Annotated in this window: 11 protein-coding genes; 7 read left to right on the top strand and 4 right to left on the bottom strand. The window is 42.2% G+C overall.

Annotated elements, in window-relative coordinates; translation table 11 throughout:
• Nucleotides 1–316: 316 nt before the first annotated feature.
• Nucleotides 317–940: a class I SAM-dependent methyltransferase gene (locus N7E73_RS09800; protein ID WP_432734492.1), complete on the bottom strand. Its 624-nt coding sequence runs from the start codon at nt 938–940 to the stop codon at nt 317–319.
• A gap of 739 nt (nt 941–1,679) precedes the next feature.
• Between N7E73_RS09800 and N7E73_RS09795 the strand changes: the two genes are divergently transcribed.
• The 6 genes from N7E73_RS09795 (at nt 1,680) to N7E73_RS09770 (ending at nt 7,466) form a co-directional block, all read left to right on the top strand.
• On the top strand, nt 1,680–2,561 hold the full coding sequence (locus N7E73_RS09795) for a LysR family transcriptional regulator (protein ID WP_432734491.1): 882 nt from the start codon (nt 1,680–1,682) through the stop codon (nt 2,559–2,561).
• Nucleotides 2,562–2,975: 414 nt separating this feature from the next.
• A complete protein-coding gene (locus N7E73_RS09790; RefSeq protein WP_432734483.1) occupies nt 2,976–3,995 on the top strand; it encodes an IS110 family transposase in 1,020 nt (339 codons plus the stop codon).
• Nucleotides 3,996–4,295: 300 nt separating this feature from the next.
• The gene (locus N7E73_RS09785; RefSeq protein ID WP_432734481.1) at nt 4,296–4,580 is read left to right on the top strand and encodes a transposase; all 285 of its coding nucleotides are present in this window, start codon (nt 4,296–4,298) and stop codon (nt 4,578–4,580) included.
• The gene (locus N7E73_RS09780) at nt 4,577–5,455 is read left to right on the top strand and encodes an IS3 family transposase (protein ID WP_432738857.1); all 879 of its coding nucleotides are present in this window, start codon (nt 4,577–4,579) and stop codon (nt 5,453–5,455) included. The genes N7E73_RS09785 and N7E73_RS09780 overlap by 4 nt, the downstream gene beginning before the upstream one ends.
• A gap of 495 nt (nt 5,456–5,950) precedes the next feature.
• Nucleotides 5,951–6,223 carry a hypothetical protein gene (locus N7E73_RS09775; RefSeq protein WP_432734490.1) on the top strand — a complete coding sequence of 91 codons (273 nt, stop codon included), beginning with the start codon at nt 5,951–5,953 and terminating at the stop codon, nt 6,221–6,223.
• A gap of 109 nt (nt 6,224–6,332) precedes the next feature.
• Nucleotides 6,333–7,466, top strand: coding sequence for a DNA methyltransferase (locus N7E73_RS09770; RefSeq protein ID WP_432734489.1), 1,134 nt, complete (start codon nt 6,333–6,335; stop codon nt 7,464–7,466).
• A 14-nt stretch (nt 7,467–7,480) separates the two neighbouring features.
• Here the strand turns inward: N7E73_RS09770 and N7E73_RS09765 are convergent, their stop codons facing one another.
• From N7E73_RS09765 to N7E73_RS09755, 3 genes are all read right to left on the bottom strand, one after another.
• Nucleotides 7,481–11,452 carry a DEAD/DEAH box helicase gene (locus N7E73_RS09765; protein ID WP_432734488.1) on the bottom strand — a complete coding sequence of 1,324 codons (3,972 nt, stop codon included), beginning with the start codon at nt 11,450–11,452 and terminating at the stop codon, nt 7,481–7,483.
• 357 nt (nt 11,453–11,809) lie between these two features.
• On the bottom strand, nt 11,810–12,340 hold the full coding sequence (locus N7E73_RS09760; protein ID WP_432734486.1) for a hypothetical protein: 531 nt from the start codon (nt 12,338–12,340) through the stop codon (nt 11,810–11,812).
• A gap of 106 nt (nt 12,341–12,446) precedes the next feature.
• The gene (locus N7E73_RS09755) at nt 12,447–14,315 is read right to left on the bottom strand and encodes a UvrD-helicase domain-containing protein (protein WP_432734485.1); all 1,869 of its coding nucleotides are present in this window, start codon (nt 14,313–14,315) and stop codon (nt 12,447–12,449) included.
• A gap of 136 nt (nt 14,316–14,451) precedes the next feature.
• Here N7E73_RS09755 and N7E73_RS09750 point away from each other — a divergent pair, with 136 nt between their 5' ends.
• The gene (locus tag N7E73_RS09750; RefSeq protein WP_432734483.1) at nt 14,452–15,471 is read left to right on the top strand and encodes an IS110 family transposase; all 1,020 of its coding nucleotides are present in this window, start codon (nt 14,452–14,454) and stop codon (nt 15,469–15,471) included.
• Nucleotides 15,472–15,482 lie beyond the last annotated feature (11 nt).

Below are 15,482 nucleotides of genomic sequence, written 5' to 3'. Positions count from 1 at the left end.
CAAAGCAATTTTGGAACAAATATGAATCCATTTCACCTTCATCCTGAACAGTCGGCTGAAAGACCTGCGTGAAGCAGGACTCATTCAGCGTGCAGAGGGCAAATACATCCTTACCCCTCTGGGGAAGAACTGTTTACCCTTCTTGAACCTTTTGGGAAATGATCCATGAAGTGGGCTCGAACCATGGAAAACCACAGGTACTTCAACAAGTCTTGCAGGCAACACAATGGGACGGAGTCTCTTCCTTTTCCCTTCTGCCAATTCAAGCTGCTTTTAAGAAGAGGTCGACGTTCGCAGCAAACAATCCAGGAAGGTGTCACTTTTCACCATAGGCTACAAAGATGCTGATTCTGGCTTGGCCACTTCCGCAGCTTGAGTCAGCGCAGCAATTCTCACTTGCACATGTTACCTGCACATTTTTCAGCCCTGCAGCGATGAGCCATGCTTCCACACGTGATCGTTTGAAACCCATCCAGCGATCATGCTGTTCTGTTAGCAATAACATGAACTCATGCTCATCTAGATCGGTAATTGCCAATTTCCCACCTGGTTTTAGTAGCCTCGCCATTTCTGAAATCGTTTTCGATGGATCCTCAACATGATGGAGATACATATTGGCAAATACATAATCTATACTTGCATCAGCAACAGGAAGATTTTCCGATTCCCCAATCCTGCAATCAAGCCCTTTATAATGGCCGAAACGTCGTTTGAGTACAGCAAGCATTTCTGAAGATTGGTCCACGGAAATCACCTCCAATCCTTTTTCCAAGAGCGCTTCTGTCAGGAATCCTGTTCCTGCACCAATGTCGGCTGCTGCACGCCCCTGCTGCACATTGACAAGCGAAAGGGCCTTTTCTCTCAGCGATTCGGAAAAGAAACCTGATCGCATGCTATCCCAGTTTTCTGCAACCTCGCTAAAGTATTCCTTACTTCCCATCCAATGCCTCCCTTCGTCTGAATTATGATGTATGAGTTTGTTCTCATTCCTGTTTTAATGACCAGAGCTCGCTTCCAGAAGGGGCAGCATTTCGTGGAGAAATTCTGAACTCAAGATGACAGCCCTTGAGCTCAACTCCTCACGGAGATGTGAGGGCTGGTCGCTATAAAAGCCTGCACCCTGCATACCAACAGAGGAAGTCAGGACTTGATGCGAAGGCTCAATACCATATTGTTCAGCAAGAATTTTCAGGGTAACAGCGGCGCAGTTAATAGTCTGTTGCCAATAGTAGTCCCTGACGCGCTGTCTGATCATCTTTTATCCATGAGCGGGTCTCCTTCCAAGAAATGTGTGGGGGTCAGCAAAGGCTCGAGATGGAAAATGAAACAACAACAGCCAGGCCAATCACGAGACAGATTTTAACTCTATCGACCCATTGTCTCAGCTGAGGTGGTAGGTCATTGATCTGAACATTCCGCAACAGGCCTCCTTCACTGGTGTCAACAGCTTGGGTGAGATAAATCAATATGGTGCCGATGGTGGTACTGTTCATGATATCCTCTCAATCTATGGTTACTTGTGGTACTGATGCATGCAAGGTATCCAGTTGCTGGTGAAAGGTAAAACCGTCTTTTCGGATAAGGGGATTCAGAAAATATGATCGCCCTTTGATGAAGTTTTGAGGTATGCTGGCAGCACACATTCCAAATCTTTTCCAGTTACTTTGAAGGCATGAAACATGGAACTCTATCAACTGAAATCATTTGCAGTGGTGGCGGATGAAGGGAATCTGACAAGGGCGTCAAAACGCCTGCATACCAGTCAGCCTGCGGTAAGCGCCCATATAAAGGCCTTAGAGGATGAGCTGGGGGTAAGCTTGTTTATCCGCACCCCAAAGGGGATGGTACTCACCGCCGATGGTGAAAAATTGCGCTCACATGCCGAAAGGGTCCTGAACTCTGTTGCCGAGATGGAGCGGGAGGCTGGTCAAATGCGCGGCGTACTCAGTGGTATCCTGCGGATCGGTATCAATGCTGAACCTGAGCTGCTGCAGGTTGCCAAGTTGTTTGCAGAGATGAGAACCTACCACCCTGATCTCCATATTCATCTTATTCAGGCTATGACCGCAGAAGTATTGGATAAACTGGAATCGGACGAGCTGGATGCAGCCTTCATGTATGGAGAGATAGAGTCCGAGAGGATATTTTTCACCGAACTGCGGCAGTTGGAGATTGTGGTTGCAGGGGCAGGTCACCTGAAGGCTGAGCTCGAAGCGGCTTCGGCGGTGGAGCTTGGAAATTATCCATGGATCATAACTCCGCCGGATTGCCCATTTTACAAGGTCAGTTCACGGTTTTTCCAGTTTCACGGTTTTGAGCCGCAACATGCTGCGCTGATTGATGATGAGTCTGTTATAAGAGTGATGGTCAAGAACGGAATAGGACTTTCCCTGCTGCTCAGGCAGGATGCCGTTGGGGGAGCTTCGGAGGAACATCTTGCCATCTGGGACAAGGAGGCGCTCCACCTGCAGCTTTCCATTGGCTGCCTCCAGCGGCGTAAAGCGGAACCCATGTTACAGACCCTCTTTTCCATTCTTTCTCAAATATGGCAGCCAAGCTAATGGTTCCTGCATTGTGAAGGCTACTGTTCCGAGAATCTCTGTTTTTCTAACTTCTAGCGACATAAAATGAATCTGAGAGAAGACATTCTTCATGCGAGGGAGAGTCTTCACCTCCCAAGAAAATTGACTTTCTAACTCGAACCCTTCCAATTCATGCAATCAAAGATTCGAGGTGGCAAGGTTTAACGGCAGCTGCATACCCTGGCTTGATCTGTTTGCAAGATGGTCGGACTGCCAATTGTAGCTCACCAAAGACGACTCTGCTCTCAATCTTTGAGAGAATCGTCCTCAAGAACTGAAGTAATGGGATGGACCCGCCCGTACATAAACTCTTTGGCTTTTTCACAGCGGTAAGCATAAACTGCCACTAAGCTTGTACGTAACGTTCAAACTCAAACGTAAGGAACGGGTCCAATGAAAAATATTAGTACCATCGGCATTGATTTGGCAAAAAATGTTTTTCAACTTCATGGAGTAGATTCTGCGGGAAAGGTTGTTTTGAAAAAAAGGCTTACTCGGCGAAATATTCTACCATATTTCGCGAATTTAAAACCTTGTCTAATTGGCATTGAAGCTTGTTGTGGATCTCATTTTTGGGCTCGTGAATTAGAACAACTCGGACATGATGTTCATCAAATGCCACCGCAGTATGTAAAGGCCTACGTCAAGACAAACAAAAACGACGCAAATGATGCTGAAGCCGTTTGTGAAGCTGTATCTAGACCCAACATGAGATTTGTCCCGACAAAAAGCAAAGAACAACTGAGTCTTCAAGCTTTGCATCGCATAAGAGAACGGTTGGTCAGAAACAGGACAAGTTTATGCAACCAGATCAGAGGACTTCTGCTGGAATCTGGAATTTCTGTTTCTCAAGGCATATCCAAAATACGCAATATGCTACCGATTCTTTTTGAAGACTTGTCTAACCAGTTAACAATAATTGAAAGAAATTATCTTTCTGACCTTTACACTGAGTTAGTCGATTTGGATGGCAAAATTATCAACATTGAAAAACAACTTCAGAATTTATCCAGACTGTCTACTGAATGCCAAAAATTACAGAACATTCCAGGCATTGGTCTATTGACAGCAACAGCTTTAGTTTCTGCTATCGGCGATGTGCATACTTTCAAAAATGGAAGACAGTTTGCCGCATGGATCGGTTTAACACCACGCCAACATTCTTCTGGAGGAAAAGATAGATTGATGGGTATCAGTAAACGAGGCAACAGCTATCTTAGAAAATTACTAATTCATGGGGCCAGAAGCGTTGTTTATCGATGTAGGAATAAGGATGATCAGCGCAGTAAATGGCTTGCAGCGGTTGAGAATAGGCGAGGAACAATGAAAGCAACTGTAGCTCAAGCAAATAAAACCGCACGTATTATCTGGGCTGTGCTAAAGAAAAATGAAGTATATTGTCAGGTTGCATAGTTTACTAAGAATTCTCCTAAAAGATGCACAAGAAATATTTGAGGGCAAACAGGTCAGACCGGCTTTTGAAAAACCTGATATAGGGCAAGGCCTACATGGCCGATGAAGTGATAAGGATCGAAAGCGCGGATTCCCATCAAGGCCAGAGCAGAAAAATGCTTATAAATAGGCCGGATATATGACTGCATCTGACTTTTGATTTGTCTAAAAGTATTACTTGCCATCTGGGCGGGTCCATATATGCCCTATAGATGACGGACAGTCTCCGAGAGGTTAAGGTCAGCTCATGGAGACGCACTCATGAGTAACCGAAAGTATTCAGATGAATTTAAGAAGTCTGCCGCTAAGCTTGTTACTGAGCTTGGCTATTCATATAACGAAGCTGCGGAACAGCTTGGATGTAGCTCCTGGTCAATTCGACAATGGGCTAAAAAATATGGCAAAATTAAAGATGTTCCACCGGGATTCGAGCATATTTCTGCAGCGGATGAGATGAAAAAGATTCGTGAAGAAAACGCCAGACTTCGCATGGAGAATGAAATCTTAAAAAAGGCAGCGGCGTACTTTGCCAAGGAGTCCCTATAAAGTACGCTTGGATCTCAAAACAAGAGGGGCTCTATCCAGTCATTTTGTTGTGCCGAGTTTTGTCCGTTAGTAGAAGTGGTTACTATGACTGGCAAAAAAGGCTGCCAAGTGAGCAGCAGAAACGGCGGGAAACGATTCGCCAAGCTGCCAGCGATTCTTACCAAGGTAGTGGCGGAGTTTATGGATACCGAAAAGTACATGAGGACGTAATCGAAGCAGTCGGTTTCTATTGCTGCCCGGAAACCGTAAGGCGCGTCCTCGCTGCTGAAGGGATGAAGTCTCAAACAGTGCGCAAACATCGTTACCCGAAAACGAAACGGGATGATTCTTTTGCACCGAACCTGTTGTCGCGGGACTTCACAGCCAGTGCTCCAAATCAGAAATGGGTATCGGACATTACGTACATCCCCACAGGTGAGGGGTGGTTATATCTGGCAATCGTGCAGGATATCTTTTCGAGAAAGATAGTCGGCTGGTCCATGTCCAACCGAGTTGACGCAGACCTGGCGTGTAACGCACTGGACATGGCAATCAACAACCGCAGTCCTACGGGAGAGGTGCTATTTCACTCAGACCGAGGGAGTCAGTATACCAGTTCCTCCTTTTCATCGGCTCTTCACAGGCACGGCTGTGTAACCAGTATGAGTCGTCGAGGAAACTGTTGGGACAATGCTGTAGCAGAGAACTTTTTTAGCAAGCTGAAGAGAGAGCGGGTAAACCGCACAATCTATAAAACTCGGGAACAGGCAAGGCAGGATATCTTCATCTACCTTGAAATTTTCTACAATAGGAAGCGCAGACATGCCGGGATCGGCTATGTCTCGCCCGAACGATATGAACAGGAATTTTACCGTAAACCAAAACTAGCTGCTTAACCTAAAATGGACTGTCCGTTTTTTGTGTAGCATTTCAAACCACGGTTTGTAGTCCGCTCCAGAACCTCTCCCTCGCCCTTCATCTAAAAATTTCTGTATCTTCCTCTCGTCAAATGAATACTTTTTCCTACCCATAAAAAAGCCTTCCTTTTGGATATGATTTTCATCATACCAAAGGAAGGCGGTTTTTATCAAACTAATTTCAAATTTATCAAACTAATTTTCATTTTATCAAACTTTATTTTCAGTCCACAAGCCTGTGGGAGAGTAATAAAGTTGTATACTGAACGATTTTTAAAGCCCTATTCTCTGTGGGCTCAATTCCAGCATTTAAAAATAAAGTTGTATACTGGCTTGAGTCCACCTTGGAGAGGTCGGTCTTTTTTGAGTAATAAAGTTGTATACTAAAAGCATCCCAACAACTAATTTATCATGTTTAACACAATCATGAAAATGTAATTTACATTGAAATATAATTAAAAAACAGAAATAAACATGTACATATCAATTAAAAAAATGTATGCAACCCTATATATGAGACATTCAGAATTTATGAGCGAACTTCATAAGATGAAATTAACACGAAAAGAGTTTGCAGAACTCGCAGAAATCCCACTGCCTACGGTTATAGGCTGGGGGGCAACGCGCAAAAACAAAACCGTAAAAAAAGTCCCTGACTGGGTTCAACCTTTTCTAAATTTACAAAAGGAAGTGACCGAACTCAGAATAACTCTTAATCGTGTCTTAACCAGCTTACCGACCAAGTAGGTCGGGCAGGCTTCAACTAATCTTATAGAAGTGGCTCATAACTGCATTATGCTTAACGAAAACCGTAAATCAGCAAGTGGTACTTGGAAGGAATTAGAAAGGTTGTCCTATGGCAAAAAACAATCGTAAAATGGCTTACTTGCCAGAAAATGCTCTCAACGCAATATGCCCTTACTTTACAATGTTTCCTCTCGAGTACCCACTTAAAAAATTAAAAAACCACAGAAAGGAACAACCTGTTATAATGGATCCATTCTGCGGTCGTGGCACAACACTATTTGCTGCCCGAAAATTAAAAATGAAAGCGTGGGGAATTGATACGTCTCCTATTGCCGTAGCCATTGCAAAAGCAAAATTGGCACAATGCTTAAAAAACAATGCCATCAACCTAGCTAGACTGTTGGTTGAATCAATTACCCCTAAAAATATCCCTGAGACTCCTTTTTTTAAACTCGCTTATCACGAAGACACACTCAAAGAGATTTGCGCTCTTAGAGAAGGACTCCTTAATCTTGAGCAGGAGACAGATGAATCAATTATACTGAAAGCGGCCATTCTTGGATGTTTACACGGCCCACTATCAAAAACTGCTGAAAATGCCGGATACTTTTCTAATCAAATGCCTCGTACATATGCCTCGAAACCTGACTATGCTGTCCGTTTTTGGAACCAACGAGAACTCAGCCCAAGAAAAATATCCACAATTGAAGTCATAAAGAGGAAAATTAAAAGACTTACGGGATTGGAAGACGGAGAGAAGAACACCCCTGCCCAAGTCATTGAGGGCGATGCGCAAGAACTAAAAACTCTCCCAGAAGGATGTAAAGATTTCTCGATAGTGGTTACGTCTCCACCATATTATGGAATGAAAACGTATGTTCAAGACCAGTGGCTTAGAAATTGGTTTTTAGGTGGAACCCCATATGTAGACTATAATATTAAGCCGCAACTTAATCATGGAGGTCAAGAGGCCTTCGCTCAATCATTAGGGAAAGTATGGGACAACATGGCACAAAGCCATTCAGAATCATTACATATGTACGTACGCTTTGGGGTCATTCCATCTGCGACCGTTGACCCTAAAGTTTTATTTAGGTCCTCACTAGCTGCTTCTAAGTGTAACTGGAAACTGGTATCAACTCGCTCTGCCAAAACAGCAGCCGAAGGCAAGCGCCAAGCCGGCCAAATGAAGGCAGGATCAACAGCAGCCGTTGAATATGACTTCCACGTAAAACGACTTTGAGATTTAGTTCTACCCTATCTAAACCGCAACGTGGCCTGCCTGATCTCAGCACCATCGAGAATATTTCCATCTACCGATTTATTGCAAAATTCATCAACATAACCCTTTAAAGCAAAAGCTGTTTCGAGAGCCTTTTTGTCTTGAGGCACATGCCCTGCCAATGTTGTCGGCATTATCACAATACACTTTGCCATAGCTCGTGAAACAGCAACGTTTGTGCGTTCCAACTGCATTAAAAAGGCCTCTTCACCAGAAATAAGATCAGCATCAGCAACACCAAAAGTTACTAGAATTGTATGACGCTCTCCTCCTTGAAATTTTTCAACTGTGTCGACAGCATCATCGATCAAATCCTGTTCTGCGGGAAATAACTTTTTAAGCTCACGAACAACTAGGGCCCTCTGGGCTCGGTGAGGTGTAACTATGCCCACACTTTTTCCCCAAAACTCTTCTGGAGTAGGAGCGGAATGACCAGAGACACCCAGACCTTCAAGCTTTGCACTCACAGTACTCCGAAGACTCCACACTAAACCACTCACAATACGGGCTTCAAACATATTACTTTGAGATGAAAGATCGTCCTCATGAAGTAAGGTCAAAACTTTTTTTTCAGGCACTAACATTTCACCCCAAAGAGGAGACCAAGGAAGGTTAGATGAAATAAATTTAGTTTGATCCGGGAGAGGCGAAATAAGTTTGACTGATGTATTAGGATAAAATGCTTTTAAAGACGACAAATATCCAATTGTCTTCGCGTAATCGACAATATCACTTGCAGACCGATAATTAACACTAAGTGCTGAAACATTAATCTTTCCACCAAAGTCACGCTGAAGCAGATAGTTTTGGATGCTTTCTACCAAATATTCGGCCCCCTTCGGAGGCTCAAGGTTTTGAATAGGTGGCATTTGCATATGGTCCCCAGCAACAATAAGCTGTCCACCTGTTTTCAAAGTAGCTAACGGAGACAAACTATTCGTCAATTTAATTTGTGAACTTTCATCCAATATCACAACATCAAAAATGCTTGCTACTTTATTATTTGAAGACCATTCCGCCAATTTATATGCTTGCATGCAGCCAGTAGCCACAATTGTGACCTTAGACGGATCTTGCAATGCAGACAAACAAGAAGCAGTCGTTGCTCCCTTTGGTTTAAGATTAAATGAACGGAGATTTAAATGTGAATTAGTATTCACAAACTGTGTAGGAATTCGACTTGACGAGTATCCAACATATACATCTGAACTACATACAGGAGTCTTATCCAGTTCACTAATAACGCGCCCAATAAGCTCTTCAATAGCTTTATATGTTTGAGCTGACACTAAAATATTTATCCCACGACCTTCAGCATTAGCATTCCAAACAGCACCATGAATATAAGAAGTAAGAGTTTTTGTTTTACCAGTACCAGGGGGCCCCCAAATAATCGTTAACGCTTTTTCTGCAGCACTCTTAACTGCTGCGGTTTGACTTGAATCAAGCCCATGCTGCATTTCAGCATAATCTGCAATTTTTTGGGCTGAAGCAACTGACACTGTTGATGTATTATGAAGATTATATGCATCCCATAATACATAAGCAGCTGGAACAATATTACTTTTTCCAGGCTTAGGGATCTTACTCTTGGCCATTGCCACTGCTGCGTTTGGGTCTGCAACCGCTATTGGTGGATTTCCAACCTCTTGCAATATTGCCCTACTTATTTCCGCCCAATTAAATGTAGACTTTCCTTTTGTCACAAAAATATCATTAAGAAGAGAGACGGAACTATTCGTTACGAGATAATCAAAAAACGAACTCTCTTTCCAATTTCCAATATGAAGCCTTGCCTTCCTGTTATTTCTATCAAACGAACGCAACTCCGCAGTCAACGAGGACCAAAGTGGCATGTTAAGCAAGTTAGGATCACCCGAGAACTGCGAACATCCTGATTTTAAGATGCTATTGGCACTATTTAAAGGAAGTCCCGGCAACAGATCCGAACCAAGGGCTAAGTATCCTTGATCGTCTTCCATCTTTGCTTCTAAGGAACCAGGAAGCACGTCAAAAACATACTCACCAGGAATATTCGTAGGTTTGCCGTTCGTCATACGAATGGCCTCATACTCCGCTTCTAAAGAAATTCCATCCAAAGCTAATCGGATATGGCTATCAAGTTTTCCTGTTTGATATTCCAGTTCATCCCACCAGACCCACATTTTCCCATCGAAACTAACATTGCGAGCTCCCTGCGGAATAGACAAACTCAGTTTTGGGGCATTCGCTTTCAAGTTGCCACGAAAATCTTCCCGCAAACGCGAGACAACACTGCTTAATGCTCGGCTCTGTTTTATCAAAGCTTCGTTGAAATCTGAAATTACTGTGTTGCGGGGAATGGCTTTGCTTCCACGTCGAATAATTGTAGCTCCACTCCATATCTCATAGATACGTTCTCGCGGAATCCCATTCGTTAAAAATTCCCTAAAATATGAATCGCGTACAACAACAGGATATGTACCTGAATAATAAATTTCTGAAGTATCGAACAATGTTATTACGTGTGGGGTTGGAGCAAAAACAACTCGCCGGACAATCTCATCGGCAAAAAAGACACAAGGGCTTGTCGCTCCATCTTTTTCAAGTATTTCATCGGCAGGAAATAGCCATGCTAGAGCTTTTGTTTTTCGACTAGCAAGCGAAAGAACCCTAGGCAGATGCCGCCCCATTGCGGCACACAATTCTTCAAATTGCCTTCTTTCCCAAAATGCTACCTGAGCTGTTAACCCGTTTTTCCCATTCTGCTGAACGTATTGTTCACCTTGCTCTATAATATCAGATAAGTGAGACAGAAAGCCTTCTAATACATCCCACTCATCATCAAGACTTTTTTGATCCACAATGAACCCTTGAGCTCTAAAAGGCTTTGGGCTTAATCCCTTAGTATAAGTTGTGGCTACTCCGACTACTGACAGTCCAGTCAGGATGCCGGCACTTGGATCAAAGTTAACAGCTATAGAAATATGTAACTGGGGCCATGGCGCAAGAGCAGCGAGAACTGCAGAAGTATCAATATCCAATGATGAATTTTCAATCGCTTGTGCCCGAGCAGGTATTTTGGCCGCCTCTTTTTTTAAATGGCTATGTTCTTGATAAACACAATTTGACGGAGTTGACTGTGCAGCGAGGGACACTGTGCAAATTAAATTATTCTCTAATGTTTTCCTTGCCCCCCTTGTCATTCCTGGAATTCTACATAAATGTCCTAACTGTTCTGCTGCGGTATAACAGTAATGATCAGGAAATGAAGTAATCTTATTTTTGTCACTAGGATTAGCCCATTTTTCATGCCCCAACCAATCACAAGCACTACACCGACCATCAACATGCCATTCCAGATCGCCCCACCCGCTTGAAGACGCATCTCCTTTTTTTATCACACGGGGCAAATCTTCTCTAAAAAAATGGAGAACAGTTGGAAGATAAAACCGCAAATTAGCATCTTCGCAATCTGCCAATAGAGACTCAACTAACTCGTTAACGGATAGGGAAGGAGTGGTAGAAAGTGCTTTTTCAAAATCAGATTGCCCCTGTTTGAAACGAGTCCAAAGGTAATTTTTTGATGTAACGTAGTAAGTTGCATCTAACCCATTAAATGCTAGCCAATTTGCTAAACACAGCGCATAAAGAGCGATCTCTGCGCTGTAGCTTGGATTGGCCTCACTTGTATGCTTAATATCAATAACCGTTAAACTTAGACGTGAATCTTGTGCAAGATCAATTGGCATACGGCTACCATCTGGACGAACTTCTTCATCTCCTTGCATTGCTGCACGGACCAAAACAATATCAGGAATTAATCCATCAAGCTGCGGCAGCAGTTGTATATCACCATTATCAACACCAATCCTGCCCATCATTGATGATTGATATTCTTTTGTTAAAAAATGACCTTGCAATATAAATGAAGGCGTGCATTTTACTTGGGCTAAAAAATTACCCAACTCCCCCTTTCCAACTTTTCCATTTCTATACGACTGACATAAAATATTCCTTTGGAAAGCTTGGAAAAGCTTAACATGTTGTTCGTCTTCGAAGTCTCGTCCAGCAGATTCAAGAACTCCAATTCCTGGCCGAGCCTGTAGTGGTTCCGGCATATTATGGGACGCAAGGTCCTTATCCTTATGCAAAGAAAGAAAAAGTTCACGATCACACTTTGTCCGCAAAAACATAGACAGAATACTTTTCGAAAGACGTTTGGGGGCAGGCATTTTTACTCTCAATGTTCAAATGTGAAAACAAAAATCAAAACAGGAACTTATCAAAATAAATAAGTCAACTCAACGTTGCTTATCGCCAGCTTAATAGCCAATTATTCCCATTCCATAGGGCATAATAATCCGAGAATGACTATAAAGAGCATCAGCAATAGCAACAGCCTTCTGATAGTCACGCGTGACATTACTTTTCCCATACCGATATTCAAGTGGAACTGCGACTATAAGAAACTCAAGATCTACCATGACTAGTGCTTGAACAATGTCTCTATATAAAGCATTTCCACCCAAGGCTCGGGCCGCTTCAATCTCAAGCCCAATATTCCTAATTTCATGATAGGCATCTATCTCATATTGAAGAGAAGGTTCTGAATTCTCACCAAAAAAGACAGGGCGCTTGACTTTTTGACAACTTTTTTTCCCACTCTCAACACTGAAACCAATTTGTTCCAAATCTTCTCGAAGGACTTTTAATACTTCATCACTTTTTAAGTTTTTTGCTGAAGACTTTGTAGAAACGAATATCTCATGCTGCTTGAATACATTAACAACCTCTCCCAAAAAAGATGGAGCGGGCTCTGTTCTCGGAAATGAAGTAAATCTTATATCTGTCATTAGCCAACCTTTTCCTATAGAACTTATCAAACTGAGTCTTTCGCAACACTTAAATGATATTTAAAAAAACAACACTCCCGAATTTCAATATTCGTTTAATATATTATTACCTCTGAATACTCCTTACAGAGACTCCCGCATCTATGAGCACTTCATACAACCCACCGACAAGATTCCTACGGTCTCCTCTATGAGTGGTAAAAACAATCCTCTGCTTCGCTCTTGAAAACGCGACAAAAAATGCAGATTGAGCTTCTTCGGGATCACGTTGAAAACTCCACCATGACCTATCTTCAAGTGAAAGAAAGAAAACCGTATGAAATTCCAAACCCTTACACTTATGTATCGTCATAACAGGAATAGAATTTTTACCTTCAAATGAATCAAGCAATTCATCCCATGATTGAGAGTCTGTTACATATTCAAATAAATGACTAGAAAGATTCTCTTTTAATTCATCGAACCACTCTCCATGTCGATATGCAGGATAAGCAGACTTAATACTTGGTTCCTCAAAATATCCAACAATCGAGGACAGTAAAGAATCTATCTCTTCTTTCTGGTCAGGAATAGCTAGATAACTACTCTTCAATTCATCTAAAAACTGATCTAATGACTCATGTAAGTGATTAACACCATTCTCATCGTCATCAACCCCGCGTAGAAACGCCAACAAACCTGAAAGTTCTGCCCACAAATGCTGATAAGACTCCGCCCCGAAGGCCAAGCGCAAACTAAGTAATACAAGTTTTGTAAAAGGTTCTGTCAACAAATCCTGTATCTGAGACTCATCTCGAACGGATAGATCAACTTCTCTAAAAGCCCTATCTAATTCAGGTACATAGTCAGCAACTAGCTGCTTTGCGAGAATAGCAAAATCACGAGGGTTCAAATCATGTTCCTCAATCATTTCACTGATTAAATCTGCCAAGTATTCAGCCTCATGCGCAGCATCTTCAAACTCAAAAATAGAACAAACATCTCCCTCAACAGCAGTATCTTGCATGGCTTCTGTCTCGTTAGGACTAGGATCAACAATAGCGGAAATTGCATCTTGAATCCTAACCAGATCAGGGGAAGATCTGTAGTTCCTAATTAACGGGACATTTGTTCCATTAAATTTGTTTTGAAACAGACCAAAAGGATCATCTAACGCCATTGCCCAACGCATTATTTGCTGTTTGTGATCACCAACTGCCGTTAAAACAGAGTTTGCACTGGCAAAGGCAGTCTCAACCAAATCAAATTGGACATGCGTTGTGTCTTGAAACTCATCCAGAAAGACAAATTGATATGTCTGCTGCAGGACTCTGAGCAACTGCGGATTATATCTCAATATTAATTCAGCAAGCCGCCCAATCATTGGAAAAGTAAGCCTACTTACCCCACCGGTGTTAATTGAATTTTCCCACCACTTACTCGAAGCCCAACTTAACTCATCAGTTACTTCTAGCCCATCTTGAGGCAACTTTTCTCCAAGTAAATCATGCTTGTAAAATTCTTCCCAGTTACGTCCCTGGAGAGTATTGATATGTCCGATATAATTTGGAATATTCGCACCAGTAAGAAATTCCGACCACTGTCTTCTAGTATAGTTAACTATTTTATACGGCAGACTAGGACGCCATACTTCTGGCAAAGCTAAATAGAACCGGTCAAGGATACTCTTTGAAAAAGCATCAAACGTATATGAATCAAAACGCGAAGCATCTTGAATCGAAGTCCTCATTTTGACTCGCTCAGCTAGATTTCGCGCTGCATCCTTTTTGAAACTAATTGCCAAAATTCGCTTTGGATTCAGACATATCCCTGTCTGCAATAAATAGCATGCTCTCTGAGCCAGCAACTCCGTTTTACCTGCTCCTGGACCTGCTATAACAAATTTATTTGTGTCTGATTTGACAACTTCAAAAGCGTTTGGCTCTAGGCTATCTACATCTATTGGTCTCCAATCTTCTAGAGAAACATATGCCATATTATTCCTCACTCTCTGTGAAGTAATGGGATGGACCCGCCCGTACATAAACTCTTTGGCTTTTTCACAGCGGTAAGCATAAACTGCCACTAAGCTTGTACGTAACGTTCAAACTCAAACGTAAGGAACGGGTCCAATGAAAAATATTAGTACCATCGGCATTGATTTGGCAAAAAATGTTTTTCAACTTCATGGAGTAGATTCTGCGGGAAAGGTTGTTTTGAAAAAAAGGCTTACTCGGCGAAATATTCTACCATATTTCGCGAATTTAAAACCTTGTCTAATTGGCATTGAAGCTTGTTGTGGATCTCATTTTTGGGCTCGTGAATTAGAACAACTCGGACATGATGTTCATCAAATGCCACCGCAGTATGTAAAGGCCTACGTCAAGACAAACAAAAACGACGCAAATGATGCTGAAGCCGTTTGTGAAGCTGTATCTAGACCCAACATGAGATTTGTCCCGACAAAAAGCAAAGAACAACTGAGTCTTCAAGCTTTGCATCGCATAAGAGAACGGTTGGTCAGAAACAGGACAAGTTTATGCAACCAGATCAGAGGACTTCTGCTGGAATCTGGAATTTCTGTTTCTCAAGGCATATCCAAAATACGCAATATGCTACCGATTCTTTTTGAAGACTTGTCTAACCAGTTAACAATAATTGAAAGAAATTATCTTTCTGACCTTTACACTGAGTTAGTCGATTTGGATGGCAAAATTATCAACATTGAAAAACAACTTCAGAATTTATCCAGACTGTCTACTGAATGCCAAAAATTACAGAACATTCCAGGCATTGGTCTATTGACAGCAACAGCTTTAGTTTCTGCTATCGGCGATGTGCATACTTTCAAAAATGGAAGACAGTTTGCCGCATGGATCGGTTTAACACCACGCCAACATTCTTCTGGAGGAAAAGATAGATTGATGGGTATCAGTAAACGAGGCAACAGCTATCTTAGAAAATTACTAATTCATGGGGCCAGAAGCGTTGTTTATCGATGTAGGAATAAGGATGATCAGCGCAGTAAATGGCTTGCAGCGGTTGAGAATAGGCGAGGAACAATGAAAGCAACTGTAGCTCAAGCAAATAAAACCGCACGTATTATCTGGGCTGTGCTAAAGAAAAATGAAGTATATTGTCAGGTTGCATAGTTTACTAAGAA

Origin of the sequence: Maridesulfovibrio sp. FT414 (assembly GCF_050916235.1) — a bacterium.
Lineage (GTDB): Bacteria > Desulfobacterota > Desulfovibrionia > Desulfovibrionales > Desulfovibrionaceae > Maridesulfovibrio.
Note: the sequence above shows the minus strand (reverse complement) of the source record. Positions and strands in the feature narration are given on the sequence as shown.

Coding starts and splice junctions, on each gene's coding strand:
- N7E73_RS09755 (WP_432734485.1), bottom strand. CDS start 14,315: ATGGCATATGTTTCTCTAGAAGATTGGAGACCAATAGATGTAGATAGC.
- N7E73_RS09775 (WP_432734490.1), top strand. CDS start 5,951: ATGTACATATCAATTAAAAAAATGTATGCAACCCTATATATGAGACAT.
- N7E73_RS09790 (WP_432734483.1), top strand. CDS start 2,976: ATGAAAAATATTAGTACCATCGGCATTGATTTGGCAAAAAATGTTTTT.
- N7E73_RS09785 (WP_432734481.1), top strand. CDS start 4,296: ATGAGTAACCGAAAGTATTCAGATGAATTTAAGAAGTCTGCCGCTAAG.
- N7E73_RS09795 (WP_432734491.1), top strand. CDS start 1,680: ATGGAACTCTATCAACTGAAATCATTTGCAGTGGTGGCGGATGAAGGG.
- N7E73_RS09800 (WP_432734492.1), bottom strand. CDS start 940: ATGGGAAGTAAGGAATACTTTAGCGAGGTTGCAGAAAACTGGGATAGC.
- N7E73_RS09750 (WP_432734483.1), top strand. CDS start 14,452: ATGAAAAATATTAGTACCATCGGCATTGATTTGGCAAAAAATGTTTTT.
- N7E73_RS09760 (WP_432734486.1), bottom strand. CDS start 12,340: ATGACAGATATAAGATTTACTTCATTTCCGAGAACAGAGCCCGCTCCA.
- N7E73_RS09770 (WP_432734489.1), top strand. CDS start 6,333: ATGGCAAAAAACAATCGTAAAATGGCTTACTTGCCAGAAAATGCTCTC.